This window comes from Bacteroides sp. AF29-11 (assembly GCF_003602895.1).
Classification (GTDB): Bacteria; Bacteroidota; Bacteroidia; order Bacteroidales; family Bacteroidaceae; genus Bacteroides; species Bacteroides uniformis.
Genome location: NZ_QTLY01000001.1, coordinates 372,186 through 385,508, shown reverse-complemented (window position 1 = coordinate 385,508; position 13,323 = coordinate 372,186). Strand labels below are relative to the sequence as shown.

Below are 13,323 nucleotides of genomic sequence, written 5' to 3'. Positions count from 1 at the left end.
GCTTGACGGATTGACAGAGAAAATGTGTATCTTTGCGAACTTTTAGACGAATAGAACAATGAAAACGGCAATAAAACTAGTATTGATTTACTTTTTGATGCAGCTTATAGGAGCACTGTTTGCAGGACCTTTCTGTCTGCTGTATACGTATTTCGCTTATGGAACTTTCGACATGGACAAGGCTGGTCAGATTGCTGTGGCGCCTACCATGCTGCTGGGCTTTGTTTTCATGGGACTGTACTTGTGGCGCAAGAATTACCTGACGGGAGACAAGCATCTGTATTCTCCGGTGTCAGTCCCTTATCTGGCATGGAGCTTGCTTGCCGGAATGACTTCCATATGTATAATAGGTCTTCTGATGTCCGAACTTACTTTTTTGCCCAATTTGTTGGACCAGACATTTGATATACTGCAATCCGGTTGGCTGGGTATTCTCTGTATTTCTGTTTTGGGACCCGTACTGGAAGAACTGCTTTTCCGTGGTGCCATTACCAAGGAGCTGCTTCGCAGATATAGCCCGGCAAAGGCTATCTTGTTTTCCGGGTTGATATTCGGTATCTTTCATCTGAATCCGGTTCAGATAATAGGTGCTTGCCTCATCGGTTTCTTGCTTGCCTGGCTTTATTATAAGACACGGAGTCTTATGGCATGTATTCTGATACATATCATGAATAACGGCTTGTCTGTCTATCTGAGCCTGAAACATCCTGAAATGGAGGATGTGACACATCTGCTGAGTAACCCGTATGTACTGGTTTGGGCAGTGGTTTTCATATTGTTGCTTCTACTCTCCTTGAAACAACTGAATAAATATAATATATCTGATACTAATACAACAACAACTGAATTATGAAAAGAAGATTGAACATTCTCTGCCTGGTGGTAATGCTTGTACTGAGTTACTCGGTATTGGAGCAGGGGTACTATATCTTTCTGGGAGCCAAGATGGGGGCGCAGACCGGACTGGAGCTGGGAAAGAAAGGGAGTGACATTGCTGCCTACAAGGAACTGATGAACCTGAAGGTTGTCAACCTGATACCTTCTTCCATGGAGTCGTTTGATTTCTTCAGGGATTCCGTCTACAATGAGAAAAGCAGGAGTTATGTGCCTGCAGCCTACTCTTCGTTGATGGTCAGCGTAGATTCTCATGATTCTGTCGGGAAAGTGGTGGCAAAGTATTTGCTGATATATCTGCATTTGGGCTTTTCCCTTTGGGCGGTAGTATTGTTTATCCGCTTGATAATCTCTATCAACAAGTCCGACATCTTCAACTGGCGGAATGTACGTCGGCTGCGTCGATTGGGAATGGCACTGGTTGTCAGCTTCTGCTGTACCTTTGCGTCATCATATCTTGATTTTATAGGTATCGATACCGTATTCTCGCTGCATGGTTACGAGCTGAGCCTCTCAGAATTGGTGAGCACTACCACGCTGGTACTTGGGCTTTGTTCGCTGATTGTAGGTGAAGTGTTTGCCATTGGATTGAAAATGAAGGAAGAGCAGGACTTGACGATTTAATGAAAGGAGATACAATAATGAAAAAGATTCAGATATTGGCAATATTAGTTATTGTAGCATTAGTATTTACTGGTTTGAAAGGTGGAATTGAAGGTGCGGTTGATGGCTGGAATCAAGCAGGAGACAGTCGGGAGTTTGACTTCTCTACTGTAAATGTTGCAGTGAAGGCTGATGAGACTTTGATAGCAGATTCTCTTTTTAATAGTGTGGCAAAGCGGAATATTCCGTATTGTATTGAAACCCTGGAGACACAAGTGGAAGAGTCCGTTTGGGGTGTTGTATTGAATATTCTGATGTTTCCTGTGGCATTTGCCGGCTTGTATGGTTTTTTCTGTTTGATAAAGATGGTTATGGCTGTAACCCGTCGGGAAGTGTTTATTCGTGATAATGTATTTCGTATGCGTGTTTTTATTTATACAATCATTCTTATGGGAATACTTCTTGAACTGAAACAGTATTGTCAATATTGTGATGTCGTTTCTCAGATTCATTTGGCCGGTTATGAAATAGAGTCTTATTGGCTTAAATATCCTTGGTTTTATTTTTTGATATTAGCTCTTTTCACCGAGATATTCGCCATCGGCGTGAAGATAAAGGAAGAGCAGGATTTAACGGTTTAATGTGGGGGGAGGATTATGAAAAAGATAAGTATATTGGGTATCCTGGCTATATTGGTCATTGTTGCAGAGTTTGCCTATGCAATGATAGCGGGCTGGGTGGATATGAAGAATAGTTTTCTTGAGGGTTACAATAGTGTAAATGTGCATTCGGGAACTCCACAGCCGGAGTATTCCGGTTTATTTGATAAGGTATATGTGGATGTAAGACCTTTGGAAACGACAGCAGTCGATTCCTTGACGAATCGTTTTGCCGATAAGTCAGTACCTTATCAGGTAAAGAGAATAGGCACTGTGATTGTCCCCACTGTCTGGAGTTCCATAGTGAACTTCTTTGCCATGTTTGCCATCATTCCTTTCTTTGTAGGAATCTATTGCCTGATACGTTTGCTGGTATCCATCTCAAAGCGGGAAGTGTTTACTTCGGATAATGTAGCCCGGTTGCGTTTCTTTACTTATTCGTTTGCTGCATTGTACGGCTTGATGACTTTGCACGATTGGCTGAATCATCTTGAAGCAGTGAAGCAAGTGGCTCTGCTGGGCTACGAAGTGGTTGCATCGCATGATACGGATTTCACATCCCTGGTTATTATAATTCTTTTCACCGAGATATTTGCCGCCGGGGTGAAGATAAAGGAAGAACAGGACTTAACTATTTAGGTGTGAGTGGGAAAAGAATAATTGATAAATAGAACACAATTATATGATTATAGTAAACCTTGACATAATGATGGCCCGAAGAAAGATATCTTTGGGCGAACTGGCGGAGAAGATTGATATTACGCCTGCCAATCTCTCTATTCTCAAAACCGGAAAGGCTAAGGCCATCCGTTTCTCTACACTGGAAGCAATCTGTAAGGAACTTGATTGCCAGCCGGGGGATATACTGGAGTTTAAGGAGGGATAAATAGGGAGAAGAAGGCGCAAGTAGAGGTTGAAATGCTTACCGCCTTAAGAAACTCCGTTTACGTACTACAGTAAACACCTTTACATACTACGGTAAACGCCTTTACATACTATGGTAAACGTCGTTACTTCATAATGTAAAAGCCGTTACATTCTGGAGTAACGGCTTTTACATTATAGGGTAAACATCCGGTAAATATAATCTGCTGATTATTAGTTTATATATTGTCGGTCGTAACCTTTAGATGCCTTTCGCTTTGAAGGCCAGCGCATACATTCGCATCTGCTTTACCATAGACAGCAGTCCGTTGCTACGGGTGGGCGACAAGTGTTCCTTCAGTCCTATTTTATCAATGAAATAGAGGTCGGCGTTCAGTATCTCATCCGGTGTGTGCCCGGAGAGTACTTTGATAAGCAGTGAAATGATTCCTTTCACAATCAGTGCGTCGCTTTCGGCCTGGAAAATAATTTTTCCGTCCACTTCGTCTGCCTGCAGCCATACGCGGCTCTGGCAACCTTCAATCAGGTTTTGTTCCGTCTTGTATTTTTCGTCGAGCGGTTCCTGCTCGTTTCCTAAATCAATAAGAAGTTGGTACCGGTCCATCCAATCGTCGAAATCATTGAATTCGGCAATTACTTCATCTTGTACTTCGTTGATACTTATCATGGGATTTACTATTTTACTATTTTACTATTTACGATTTACTATTTGATGGTCTATTTCTCATTGTAGATGACTTCCAGCAAGGTCTGTCCCACTGCGTTGAGAGTGCCCTTGTCGATGATGTCCATGGTGTCGTCTATCGTGTGCCAGAAGTCACCGAAGCCGGTGTCGCAGTTCGGGTCATAGTTGATGATGTCTACGCAGGGAATCTGCCGCAGGTTGTATACATACATATGGTCGTCTGTCACTTCGGTGCCTTTTTCTTTGGGGAAGAAGTTGCCGAAGCCCAGGCGGTGGGCTGTGTTCCATATCTTGTTCACGTACTTACCGGCGGTTCTTTGAGAGAACTGTTCCTTGTAGAAGGTGGCGTTCTTTCCACCCACCATGTCGAGCAGGATGCCGTAGCGGGCATTATAGCCGTCTACATGGGGTACTCGTCCCCAATATTGCGAGCCCAGGCACCAAGTGTCGTTCTTGTATGCACCTTGATAGAAGTAGGGGATGCCATAGTCTTCGGCGTCAAAGAAGATGATGTCGATGCCTATGGCTGGAGCCTGCTGCTGTAGTTGGCGGGCCACTTCGAGCAATACGCCCACACCGCTGGCTCCATCGTTCACACCCAGGATGGGGCTGTGATGCTTCGTCTTGTCGGCATCCTGGTCGGCATAAGGACGGCTGTCCCAATGGGCACAGAGCAGTACACGCCTTTTGCTTTCCGGATTATAGGCACCGATAACATTGCGCGCTTTCAGGATGGTGTTGTCGTAAGCCACCAGGTCGGCATGCTGGTTGTATACTTTGGCGCCGAATTCTTCCAGCTTCTTGGCAAGGAATTCTCCGCAGGCTTTGTGGGCGGCGGTGTTGGGCACGCGCGGACCAAAATCCGCTTGGGTCTGTATGTATTGATATGCACTGTCTGCACTGAACTGAGGCACTTGGACAGTCGCTTTGGTCGCATCGCCCTCACTGTCATTATCGGCTGCAGACTTGCTGCTGTTGTTGCTGCATGCCACTATCGCTACAATCAGCAACAGCAGCAACGGGATGAATGTATAATTCCGTTTCATTCTCTTTCTGTATTAAAACTTAGTTTCACTTCTTTCTTTCCAACTTTCAGTGTTACCGCAGCGCCGTTTATCAGCGGTACATTCATGCTGACATGTCCGACGGGAAAATCGAAACATATCGGGTAATCGTATTCCTTCACCAAATCGGCCAATGCGCCATATAGGTCTTTTCCCAGGGACTTGTTCTCCTCGTATTCGGTGAATTGTCCGATGATGAGGCCGGAAAGCTTGTCGAGGACACCTCCCAGTTTGAGATTGTACATCATGCGTTCCACCGCATGCGGGCGTTCTCCCACATCTTCGATGAAGAGGATGGTGCCTTCGGCGGGAATATCGTAAGGAGTACCACGCAGCCCGTAGAACACAGACAAATTGCCGCCGCGCAACACGCCTTTTCCCTCTCCCTTATGATTTAGTTTGTGCCCCGGGCAGACATAACTGAATGCTTCGGTTCCTCCCAATGCCTGCCCGAATAGTATATCCTTCAGTGCTTGTGTGCAGAAGTCGTCTTCCGGTTCTACTGTGAGATGGCGCGCCATGGGGGCGTGCAACGACGCGAAGCCATTCTGCTGGAACAGATTATGGAGGGCGGTGATGTCACTGAATCCGATGAGCCATTTGGGATGCTGCCTGAACTTGGTAAAATCCAGTTTGCCTATCAGATGCACGGCTCCGTAACCGCCCCGACTACAGAATATGACTTTGGCTTCTTCATCGTCCATGGCTTCCTGCAGGTCCTCGAGGCGTTGCCGGATATTTCCTGCATACGTTCCGTTGGAACTCCCCGCGTGCTTTGCGAATACGACTTCCAGCCCCCAGGACTTCAAACGTTTGTAGGCGCCTTTCAGGAAAGATTTGTCAATCTTGCTGGAAGGGGAGAGAACAATGACACGGTCACCTTCCTGCAGATACGGAGGGAAAATAAGACTACCCATATATATTATCAATCTATTTTGGGCAAAAGTACACAATTCACCACAGATATCACAGATTAACACGGATTTTTAACAGAAGAGAGGGAGGTTATATATGATATATAATCAACAGAGTAATTCAAATTCTGTTCAAATCCGTGTCAATCTGTGTAATCTGTGGTGAACATATCAAAATGATATTAAACATATAAAATTTCAACGGGGCAAATGCTGTATTTCTCGACATTTTTTTAGATATTTGCTAAAAATCTAACGTTATGGAACCGATACGGAACTTTGCCCAGTTAACAGCCCACCTGAAAACCTTGAATAAGAGGAAACGTATTGCGGTAGTCTGTGCCAATGACCCTAATACAGAATATGCCATATCCCGTGCCTTGGAGGAGGGGATTGCGGAATTTCTGATGATTGGCGATTCTGCCATATTGGAAAAATATCCCACTTTGAAGAAATATCCTCAATATGTCAGTACCTTGCATATAGAAGATTCCGATGAGGCTGCACGTGAGGCGGTGCGTATCGTACGCGAGGGTGGAGCGGACATCCTGATGAAAGGCATCATCAATACCGACAATTTGCTACGTGCCATTCTGGACAAGGAACATGGTTTGTTGCCTAAAGGAAAGATTCTGACCCATCTGGCCGTGATGCAGATACCTACTTACGATAAACTGCTCTTTTTCTCCGATGCTGCGGTCATTCCCCGCCCGACACTGCAACAGCGCATTGAAATGATTTGGTATGCCATCCATACTTGCCGCCATTTCGGGATAGAGCAGCCACGCATCGCGCTGATTCATTGCACGGAGAAGGTTAGCGCCAAATTCCCCCATTCATTGGACTATGTGAATATTGTAGAACTGGCGGAAGCCGGAGAGTTCGGCAATGTCATCATCGACGGCCCGCTGGATGTGAAGACCTCTTGTGAGAAGACGAGCGGTAACATCAAAGGCATTGTATCACCGATTGACGGGGAGGCGGATGTGTTGATATTCCCAAACATCGAATCGGGCAATGCTTTTTATAAGGCTGTATCTCTGTTTTCTCATGCCGATATGGCCGGGTTGCTGCAAGGACCCTCATGTCCGGTGGTATTACCGTCGCGTAGCGATTCCGGTTTGTCCAAATATTACAGCATTGCCATGGCTTGCCTGACCAGCGGGGTGAAAGAACCTTGATTGTAATTAGTAATTTGTAGTTCGTAATTTGTAAATCGTAATCAATGAAAATACTGGCAGTAAATCCCGGTTCCACCTCGACAAAAATTGCTGTCTATGAGGATGAAACTCCCCGTCTGGTACTCAACATCCGGCATTCGGTGGAGGAGCTTTCCCAATTTCCCCGCATCATCGACCAGTTCGAATTCCGCAAGCACTTGGTGCTGGAAGCGCTGGAGGCCAATGACATTCCCTTTAAGTTCGATGCCATCGTCGGCCGTGGGGGATTGTTGAAACCCATTCCTGGCGGTGTGTATGCCGTGAACGATGCCATGTTGGACGATATGCTCCACGCCATGCGTACCCACGCCTGCAACTTAGGTTGTCTGATAGCCCACGAACTTGCCGCCATGCTGCCCGGCTGCCCCTCTTTCATAGCCGATCCCGGCGTGGTGGACGAACTGGACGATGTGGCACGCATCACCGGTTCGCCTCTGATGCCCAGCATCACCATCTGGCACGCCTTGAACCAGCGAGCCATCGCCCGGCGCTATGCTGCCGAGCGTAGTGCCCTGCAGCCCGAAGCTCCCGTGCATTACGAAGACCTCAATCTGATTGTCTGTCACTTGGGTGGAGGCGTTTCCGTAGGAGTCCACCGCCACGGCCGTGCGGTGGACGTGCCCAATGCCCTCGACGGTTTCGGTCCTTTTTCGCCCGAACGTGCAGGTACCCTGCCCGCCGGGCAACTGATAGACCTTTGTCACTCGGGGCGTTACACTACCGAAGAACTGAAGAAACGTATTTCCGGCAAGGCGGGACTTGCCGCCCATTTGGGTACTACCGACATTCCCGCCATAGAGAGGCGCATCGCTGAGGGAGACACCCATGCCGCTTTGGTGCTTGATGCCATGATTTACCGCATTGCCAAGGAGATAGGCGGTGCTGCTGTTGTGCTTTATGGCAAGGTGGACGCCATTCTGCTTACGGGAGGTATGGCACATTCCGAGTACATCACTTCGCGGTTGCAGGAGCGCGTGTCTTTCCTTGCTCCCGTCCACGTCTATCCCGGAGAAGACGAATTGGAAGCATTGGTAATGAATGCGCTGGGAGCTTTGCGTGGAGAGCTTCCGGTGCAGGTTTACCGATAATAATCATATCGCTTTTGTTCTTCATGAAAGTGTCATAACTCACCACAGATTACACAGATTCACACAGATAAATATGTCAGATATCAATAAACTAAAAAAATCTGCGTGAATCTGTGTAATCTGTGGTGAGTTATGACATATATGGAATCCCGGTTTACTTACCGTAATCGTCGTACATCATCAACAGATGTGAGGAGCTCCAGCTGAAATGGGGAGCTTTCAGGCGTTCGCCGGTATGGGTTCCGTAGTTCTCGTGGATGGGAGCACCCTCTTTCAGCCCACTCAGGCGGTCGAAGACTTGCAGCGTATATTCATCTGCCAGCCGGTTGTAGCCGTAGTTGCGCAGTCCGCGGATGGCAAAGTAGGTTTGGTCCAGCCAGATGGGGCCACGCCAGTAGCCGCGCGGATTGTATTTGGGATTGTCGGCGGCAATGGTCGGGAAGGGGATATACGTGGAGAACTTTGCCGTATCTTGAAGCATGGGCAGCATGCTGTCCACTTGCGCTTGTGTGGCAATCCGGGTCCACAACGGAGTGTAGGCTTCGCAGCCCGGCTCTTCGATGAATGAACCGTCCTTCAGGCGGCGATCGCAGAAGAAGTTGATGTTCTTGTCAAAGAAATAGTCGGCTACCTGGCTACTGTAGTCCGGTGCGTCGAAAGGTATCTTCAGCAGGCTGGAGAATTTCTTCAGCAGTTTGCATTCCAGTGCCAGATAAGCGTTCAAGTCCACACTCTCCTGATCCATACTCCAGGCATCCTCGTAGCCTTCGTTTTTCAGCATCACGGCGCCGTCAAAACGGATGGCGTTGTCCATGCCGCTTTCCCAGGCGGCAGCTTCCAGTGTTCCGTCGGTAGCACCGTACTCGCACATGCCATTGCGGTTGTGGTCGCGCTTCTCGTACCACCATCTATAATAGGAGAGCAGTTGCGGATACATCTCGGCAACGAAGGCGGTGTCACCCGTATGGGTAAATATTTCATCGACAGCCCAGCATACCAAGGGAGGCTTGCTGTCACGGGCATTGTTCTCGGAGGGGTCGGTGTAGATACAGTCGATAATCATGCCGTCCGGTTGCTGGTAGTCGAACATGGCTCGGATGTTGTTCTTGGCCAGTTCGGGGTCGAATTTGGCGGTTCCGGCACTGAAGCGCCAGCTATCCCATGCCCAAAAGCCGACGAAATAGCCTACGGCATGGCTCGGGATGATACCTTCGTGAAGCAATCCACCGCGGTGTGTCCGCCAATTGGAGATGAGCGTGGTGACGGCTTTCACGGCGATACGGTCATATTCGGGCTTCATGTCCTTGCGCAGTATCTTGGTGAGGTAACCTTCCCAACGTTCGGCATTGGCTTGCAGGGCGGGGGCGGGATTGTTGAGCAGGCTCGGCAGGTTTTGCAGGTTGGCAGTCATCTCTTTTTCGGAAGTGAAGAAAGAGATGGCTACGTTGACAGGGTAGCGCGGAGAGCGGACGAGGGCTGTATAGTTATTGTCGGTCTTGGCCAGCTCTACATTAGGAGTGAAGGTCACGGTTACGGTTTCGCCACTGGGATGACGGGCGATGACGGAGTTCTGTTCTACGCTGACGGTGATGTCTTTGCCCCATTGGCTACCGGAGAGCAGCAGGTCTTCAGCCGTGTCGGCTTCGATGCGCAGCAAGGCGGTCGAGGCACTTGTGAAGTTGAGCCGTTGCGTGATGCTCCCGTGGGTGGAATGTGCCGACATATAGAGCTCGCCGGGGTAATAGCAAGTGGAATCCGGAACAAAAATCTCTTGTGTATCTTTGGCAAAGCTTACGACGGCGGCTGACTGTGCCATCCACTGGCGGCGGAACATATCGAGGCTGAAGGGGCCGCAGAAGCCGTTGACCCATTGTTGCCGTTCGGGCAGCGTGAAGCCCATCCACGAGCCGGCGTCGGTGAACCAACCATAGCAGCGGTGCAGGGTGTCGGGAGTGTAGGAGATGTCCAGTATGTCGGCGAAGGCATACCGTTTCTCCGTAGTGCTTTTCATGCCGGGGGTGCAGGCTGCGATGCCTGCGGCCAACAATGTGAAGCAGAGTATGCGTATAAATTTGTATTTCATATGAATGAGGTATTTAACGGTTATTTGTGCGCTTGTTCCGCTGCATCATCCTCCGGTGCGAGAGGGGCGAGCGTGAAGCTGTATTTCCATTCGTGCGGAGTGATGGTGTACTCGGGATGAACTTGTGCTCCCCAGGTATTGTCACCGCCTACGCCCATCTGCTTGTGGTCGATGTTGAGCCATATCATATCTTTCTTCTGGATGCTTCCACCGTGGCGGCGCTCCATCTGTGAGGGACGGTATTCAATGTCCTCCATCGGGAAGTTCCAGGCGCTTACGCTCAACGGTTCCTCGCCCACTACCAGCATACCTTCACCGGCAGCATTGCGCAGGGCCACCCAGCGTACGTCACAATGATTGGCCGTCTCTTGGGCACGTACATACGGATGGAATTGTTCCCACACCGTGGCGTTGTAGAGGCCTATCAATGCTCCCGTCTTGCGGTCGGCGTACGTCTCTTGCGGACCACGGCCCAACCAGGTCATCATTTCATATTCGGCAGGGAGTATCATGCGCATGCCCAGACGAGGCATCTCGCTCAATGGCTTCTTGCCGGGGGTGAAGTGCATGGTTACCTGAACCTTGCCGTCGGGAGTGATTGTGTAGAGAGTCTGCAAATCAGCATCTTGTTCTTCCATGCGGTAGGTCGCAGTGACAGTAGCCGTTTGTCCGGCTTCTGCAACTTCGATGTTCTGCAGTTTGGCATCGCGTCCGGCGTTTCTCCAGGTGCCGCAGCGTATCAGGTGCCCATTTGGAATATCATTATCGGTCAACGGGCGCCAGAAGTTGGGTTGTAGCCCTTCTTTAATCAGATTCTTTCCGGTGTAGTTCAACTCTGTCATTTCACCGTTTCGGGTAGAGAAAGCTACCTGGAAGTTGTTGCCTTTCACGGTCAGTGTTTCGTTGTTGTGGTCTACGGTCAGCGTTCCTTCCACCGGCTGAACGGTTTTGGCTGACGGGACGGAAGGCAGTTCCCATTGTTCGATGGCAACCTCGTGTCCTTTCGGTACTAATGGCGCTTCGTGCTTGGTGAATGCACGAAGTGTGAGGAAATACTCCTTGCCGTCGGCAGGCAGCGCTTTCAGTGGCAATTCTATGTTGGCAGAGTTTTTGGGAGCAATCTTGGGGAAATCCATCTCACCGTTCTGAACGGTCTTGCCGTCGCATTCCACTGCCCAGCGGAGGGTATATCCTTCCAATCCGATGAAATCGTGCCAGTTGGTGACCTTTATCTTGTTCGGGGTGAAGGCAAGCGGTTCGAAGTGGATGTATTGCAATACCTTCTTCACTTCGTAGATGTGCGGGTGCGGGGTGCGGTCGGCAGCAATCAAGCCGTTGGCACAGAAGTTGGAGTCGTTGACGACGCCTACAAATCCCATGTCGCCGCCAAAAGCCCAGATGTTACGCTGGTTCTCGTCCTTGATGGCAAACGTCTGGTCCACCCAGTCCCAAATGAAACCGCCTTGCAGCTGGTCGTACTTGTAAATCAAGTCCCAGTAGTCCTGGAAGTTACCTACACTGTTACCCATGGCATGGGCATATTCGCAGAGAATCATGGGGCGGGCATCACGCTGGTTCACGTGTTGGCGCAACCTCCAGATGCGTGCGTACATGGGGCAATAGATGTCGCTCTTGGAGTTGTAGCCACCCCCTTCATATTGTACGGGACGGGTGGGGTCTATCTTCTTGGTATAGTCATACAGAGTTTCGAAGTGCTTGCCGTAGCCCGACTCGTTGCCCATGGACCAAGTCACGATGGCAGAGTAGTTGCGGTCGCGTGCAATCATACGGCTCATCCGCTGCATGAAAGGCACCTCCCAGTCGGGATAGTTGGCAAGGGTCTCATCCTTGTGGAACATCATGCCATGGCTCTCGATGTTGGCTTCGTCTACCATATAAAGTCCGAATTCTGTGCAAAGCTCGTACCACGCATAGTTGTTCGGGTAGTGGCAGTTGCGTACACCGTTCAGGTTGAACTGCTTCATCAGCTGGATGTCGTGTATCATGGACCCCACGGTGATGGTACGTCCCTTGTGCGGGTCGTGCTCGTGACGGTTCACCCCCTTGAAGAGGACGGCCTGGCCGTTAATCATCTGCATGCCGTTCATCATTTCCACGGTACGGAAGCCAAAAAGGTGCGTAAAGGATTCCTGCGGTTTCCCTTGTGCATCAAAGGTGCTGACTACCAGCGTGTAGGTGTTCGGTGTTTCGGCATTCCAGGCTCGTGCATTCGTGAACACTTGCTGCTGGGTAAACAAAGTGTCTGTGGCAGAGGTTATGGACTTTTTCCGGTCATAGATAACCTTGTCCTTGTCCATTACCTTGACTTCCACCGTTTCTCCGGCTTTAGGCCGATGGAGGAATACGTCCAGCTTTAGTTCGCCATCCTTGTAGTTGTTTATCAGTTCCGCTGTCATCCGGAAGTCCTTGACGCGGCTCTGGGGGCGGGCGTAGAGATAAACACTCCGTTCGATGCCGCTGTATTTCCAGTAGTCCTGGCCTTCCAGGTAGGAACCGTCGCTATAACGGAATACTTTTACAGCCAGTTTATTGTTGCCCTTCTTCAGCAGGTGGGTGATGTTGAAGTGCGACGGTAGGCGGCTGTCTTCTGCATATCCTGCCAATTCGCCGTTTACCCATACATAGTAGGCAGACTCCACCCCTTCGAAATTAAGGAAGATGTCCATGCCTTCCCAGCTAGCCGGGACGGTGAACTCGCGGATATAAGCACCTACGGGATTGTAGTCGGTAGGCACGTAGGGCGGATTGGGGGGGAACGGATAACGGGTATCTGTATAGATAGGTGCATCGAAGCCTTGCAGTTCCCAGCTTCCCGGAACTTCAATTTTACTCCACTTGCGGGTACTGAATCCGGGCTTGTGAAAGTCTTTGGGGCAGAGGTCATTGTTCTTTGAAAAAAGAAATTTCCAGGTGCCGTCCAGAGTGATACGGCGTTCCGTTGCAGGATTAACGTCGAACCGTACGTCGGCGGGCAAGGCACGTTGTTTCAATGCGTTGGCTTCATTCGTAAACGGGGTGAAGTGGGCGTGCATCGGTTCTCTGTTCATTTCGTTGACTTGCGGGTTCTGCCACGGCTCGTTGTCGGCCAGGGCACCGGTGCAAAGCAGCGAAGAAAGGAGAAAGGTATAAAGTTTGGTTTTCATTATTAATAGGATTTAGTGATATAAAAATGGCTCTTGTCAGAGACCGGTGTCTGTCAAAAGAGGG

General features: G+C 49.4%; 12 protein-coding genes. 7 read left to right on the top strand and 5 right to left on the bottom strand.

Annotated elements, in window-relative coordinates; all coding sequences use genetic code 11:
* Positions 1–58 precede the first annotated feature (58 nt).
* Genes DWZ03_RS01435 through DWZ03_RS01415 form a run of 5 tightly spaced genes read left to right on the top strand, consistent with a single transcriptional unit; the run spans position 59 to position 3,042 of the window.
* The gene (locus DWZ03_RS01435; RefSeq protein ID WP_016272429.1) at positions 59–853 is read left to right on the top strand and encodes a CPBP family intramembrane glutamic endopeptidase; all 795 of its coding nucleotides are present in this window, start codon (positions 59–61) and stop codon (positions 851–853) included.
* Positions 850–1,518, top strand: coding sequence for a DUF2975 domain-containing protein (locus tag DWZ03_RS01430; RefSeq protein WP_005830532.1), 669 nt, complete (start codon positions 850–852; stop codon positions 1,516–1,518). Before DWZ03_RS01435 ends, DWZ03_RS01430 begins: the two co-directional genes overlap by 4 nt.
* A gap of 17 nt (positions 1,519–1,535) precedes the next feature.
* Positions 1,536–2,138: a DUF2975 domain-containing protein gene (locus tag DWZ03_RS01425; protein ID WP_034529397.1), complete on the top strand. Its 603-nt coding sequence runs from the start codon at positions 1,536–1,538 to the stop codon at positions 2,136–2,138.
* Between the two features lie 15 nt (positions 2,139–2,153).
* Positions 2,154–2,795: a DUF2975 domain-containing protein gene (locus tag DWZ03_RS01420; protein ID WP_117881111.1), complete on the top strand. Its 642-nt coding sequence runs from the start codon at positions 2,154–2,156 to the stop codon at positions 2,793–2,795.
* A 43-nt stretch (positions 2,796–2,838) separates the two neighbouring features.
* Positions 2,839–3,042 (top strand): helix-turn-helix domain-containing protein, encoded by a 204-nt coding sequence (locus DWZ03_RS01415; RefSeq protein ID WP_005830522.1) that lies wholly within the window; start codon positions 2,839–2,841, stop codon positions 3,040–3,042.
* 240 nt (positions 3,043–3,282) lie between these two features.
* On the opposite strand, the gene DWZ03_RS01410 is transcribed toward DWZ03_RS01415, so the two are convergent.
* Genes DWZ03_RS01410 through DWZ03_RS01400 form a run of 3 tightly spaced genes read right to left on the bottom strand, consistent with a single transcriptional unit; the run spans position 3,283 to position 5,707 of the window.
* Entirely contained in the window at positions 3,283–3,705 is a 423-nt protein-coding gene (locus DWZ03_RS01410) for a SufE family protein (RefSeq protein WP_034523308.1), read from the bottom strand.
* Positions 3,706–3,758: 53 nt separating this feature from the next.
* A complete protein-coding gene (locus tag DWZ03_RS01405) occupies positions 3,759–4,772 on the bottom strand; it encodes a M20 family metallopeptidase (RefSeq protein ID WP_005830510.1) in 1,014 nt (337 codons plus the stop codon).
* On the bottom strand, positions 4,769–5,707 hold the full coding sequence (locus DWZ03_RS01400; protein ID WP_005830507.1) for an LD-carboxypeptidase: 939 nt from the start codon (positions 5,705–5,707) through the stop codon (positions 4,769–4,771). The genes DWZ03_RS01405 and DWZ03_RS01400 overlap by 4 nt, the downstream gene beginning before the upstream one ends.
* 257 nt (positions 5,708–5,964) lie before the next feature.
* On the opposite strand from DWZ03_RS01400, the gene DWZ03_RS01395 reads away from it, so the two are divergent.
* Together DWZ03_RS01395 and buk are read left to right on the top strand one after the other, a co-directional pair.
* Positions 5,965–6,885 (top strand): phosphate acyltransferase, encoded by a 921-nt coding sequence (locus DWZ03_RS01395; protein WP_005834523.1) that lies wholly within the window; start codon positions 5,965–5,967, stop codon positions 6,883–6,885.
* Positions 6,886–6,929: 44 nt separating this feature from the next.
* Positions 6,930–8,012, top strand: a complete 1,083-nt coding sequence (buk, locus tag DWZ03_RS01390; protein ID WP_005830498.1) for a butyrate kinase — start codon at positions 6,930–6,932, stop codon at positions 8,010–8,012.
* Between the two features lie 154 nt (positions 8,013–8,166).
* On the opposite strand, the gene DWZ03_RS01385 is transcribed toward buk, so the two are convergent.
* Positions 8,167–10,095: an MGH1-like glycoside hydrolase domain-containing protein gene (locus tag DWZ03_RS01385; protein WP_008662663.1), complete on the bottom strand. Its 1,929-nt coding sequence runs from the start codon at positions 10,093–10,095 to the stop codon at positions 8,167–8,169.
* Between the two features lie 20 nt (positions 10,096–10,115).
* The gene (locus DWZ03_RS01380; RefSeq protein WP_120128536.1) at positions 10,116–13,259 is read right to left on the bottom strand and encodes a glycoside hydrolase family 2 TIM barrel-domain containing protein; all 3,144 of its coding nucleotides are present in this window, start codon (positions 13,257–13,259) and stop codon (positions 10,116–10,118) included.
* Positions 13,260–13,323: the final 64 nt, after the last annotated feature.

What these genes read in the sequence shown, in the direction of transcription:
- DWZ03_RS01425 (WP_034529397.1), top strand. Translation starts at nt 1,536, where the DNA reads ATGAAAAAGATTCAGATATTGGCAATATTAGTTATTGTAGCATTAGTA.
- DWZ03_RS01385 (WP_008662663.1), bottom strand. Translation starts at nt 10,095, where the DNA reads ATGAAATACAAATTTATACGCATACTCTGCTTCACATTGTTGGCCGCA.
- DWZ03_RS01415 (WP_005830522.1), top strand. Translation starts at nt 2,839, where the DNA reads ATGATTATAGTAAACCTTGACATAATGATGGCCCGAAGAAAGATATCT.
- DWZ03_RS01395 (WP_005834523.1), top strand. Translation starts at nt 5,965, where the DNA reads ATGGAACCGATACGGAACTTTGCCCAGTTAACAGCCCACCTGAAAACC.
- DWZ03_RS01435 (WP_016272429.1), top strand. Translation starts at nt 59, where the DNA reads ATGAAAACGGCAATAAAACTAGTATTGATTTACTTTTTGATGCAGCTT.
- buk (WP_005830498.1), top strand. Translation starts at nt 6,930, where the DNA reads ATGAAAATACTGGCAGTAAATCCCGGTTCCACCTCGACAAAAATTGCT.
- DWZ03_RS01430 (WP_005830532.1), top strand. Translation starts at nt 850, where the DNA reads ATGAAAAGAAGATTGAACATTCTCTGCCTGGTGGTAATGCTTGTACTG.
- DWZ03_RS01405 (WP_005830510.1), bottom strand. Translation starts at nt 4,772, where the DNA reads ATGAAACGGAATTATACATTCATCCCGTTGCTGCTGTTGCTGATTGTA.
- DWZ03_RS01400 (WP_005830507.1), bottom strand. Translation starts at nt 5,707, where the DNA reads ATGGGTAGTCTTATTTTCCCTCCGTATCTGCAGGAAGGTGACCGTGTC.
- DWZ03_RS01420 (WP_117881111.1), top strand. Translation starts at nt 2,154, where the DNA reads ATGAAAAAGATAAGTATATTGGGTATCCTGGCTATATTGGTCATTGTT.
- DWZ03_RS01380 (WP_120128536.1), bottom strand. Translation starts at nt 13,259, where the DNA reads ATGAAAACCAAACTTTATACCTTTCTCCTTTCTTCGCTGCTTTGCACC.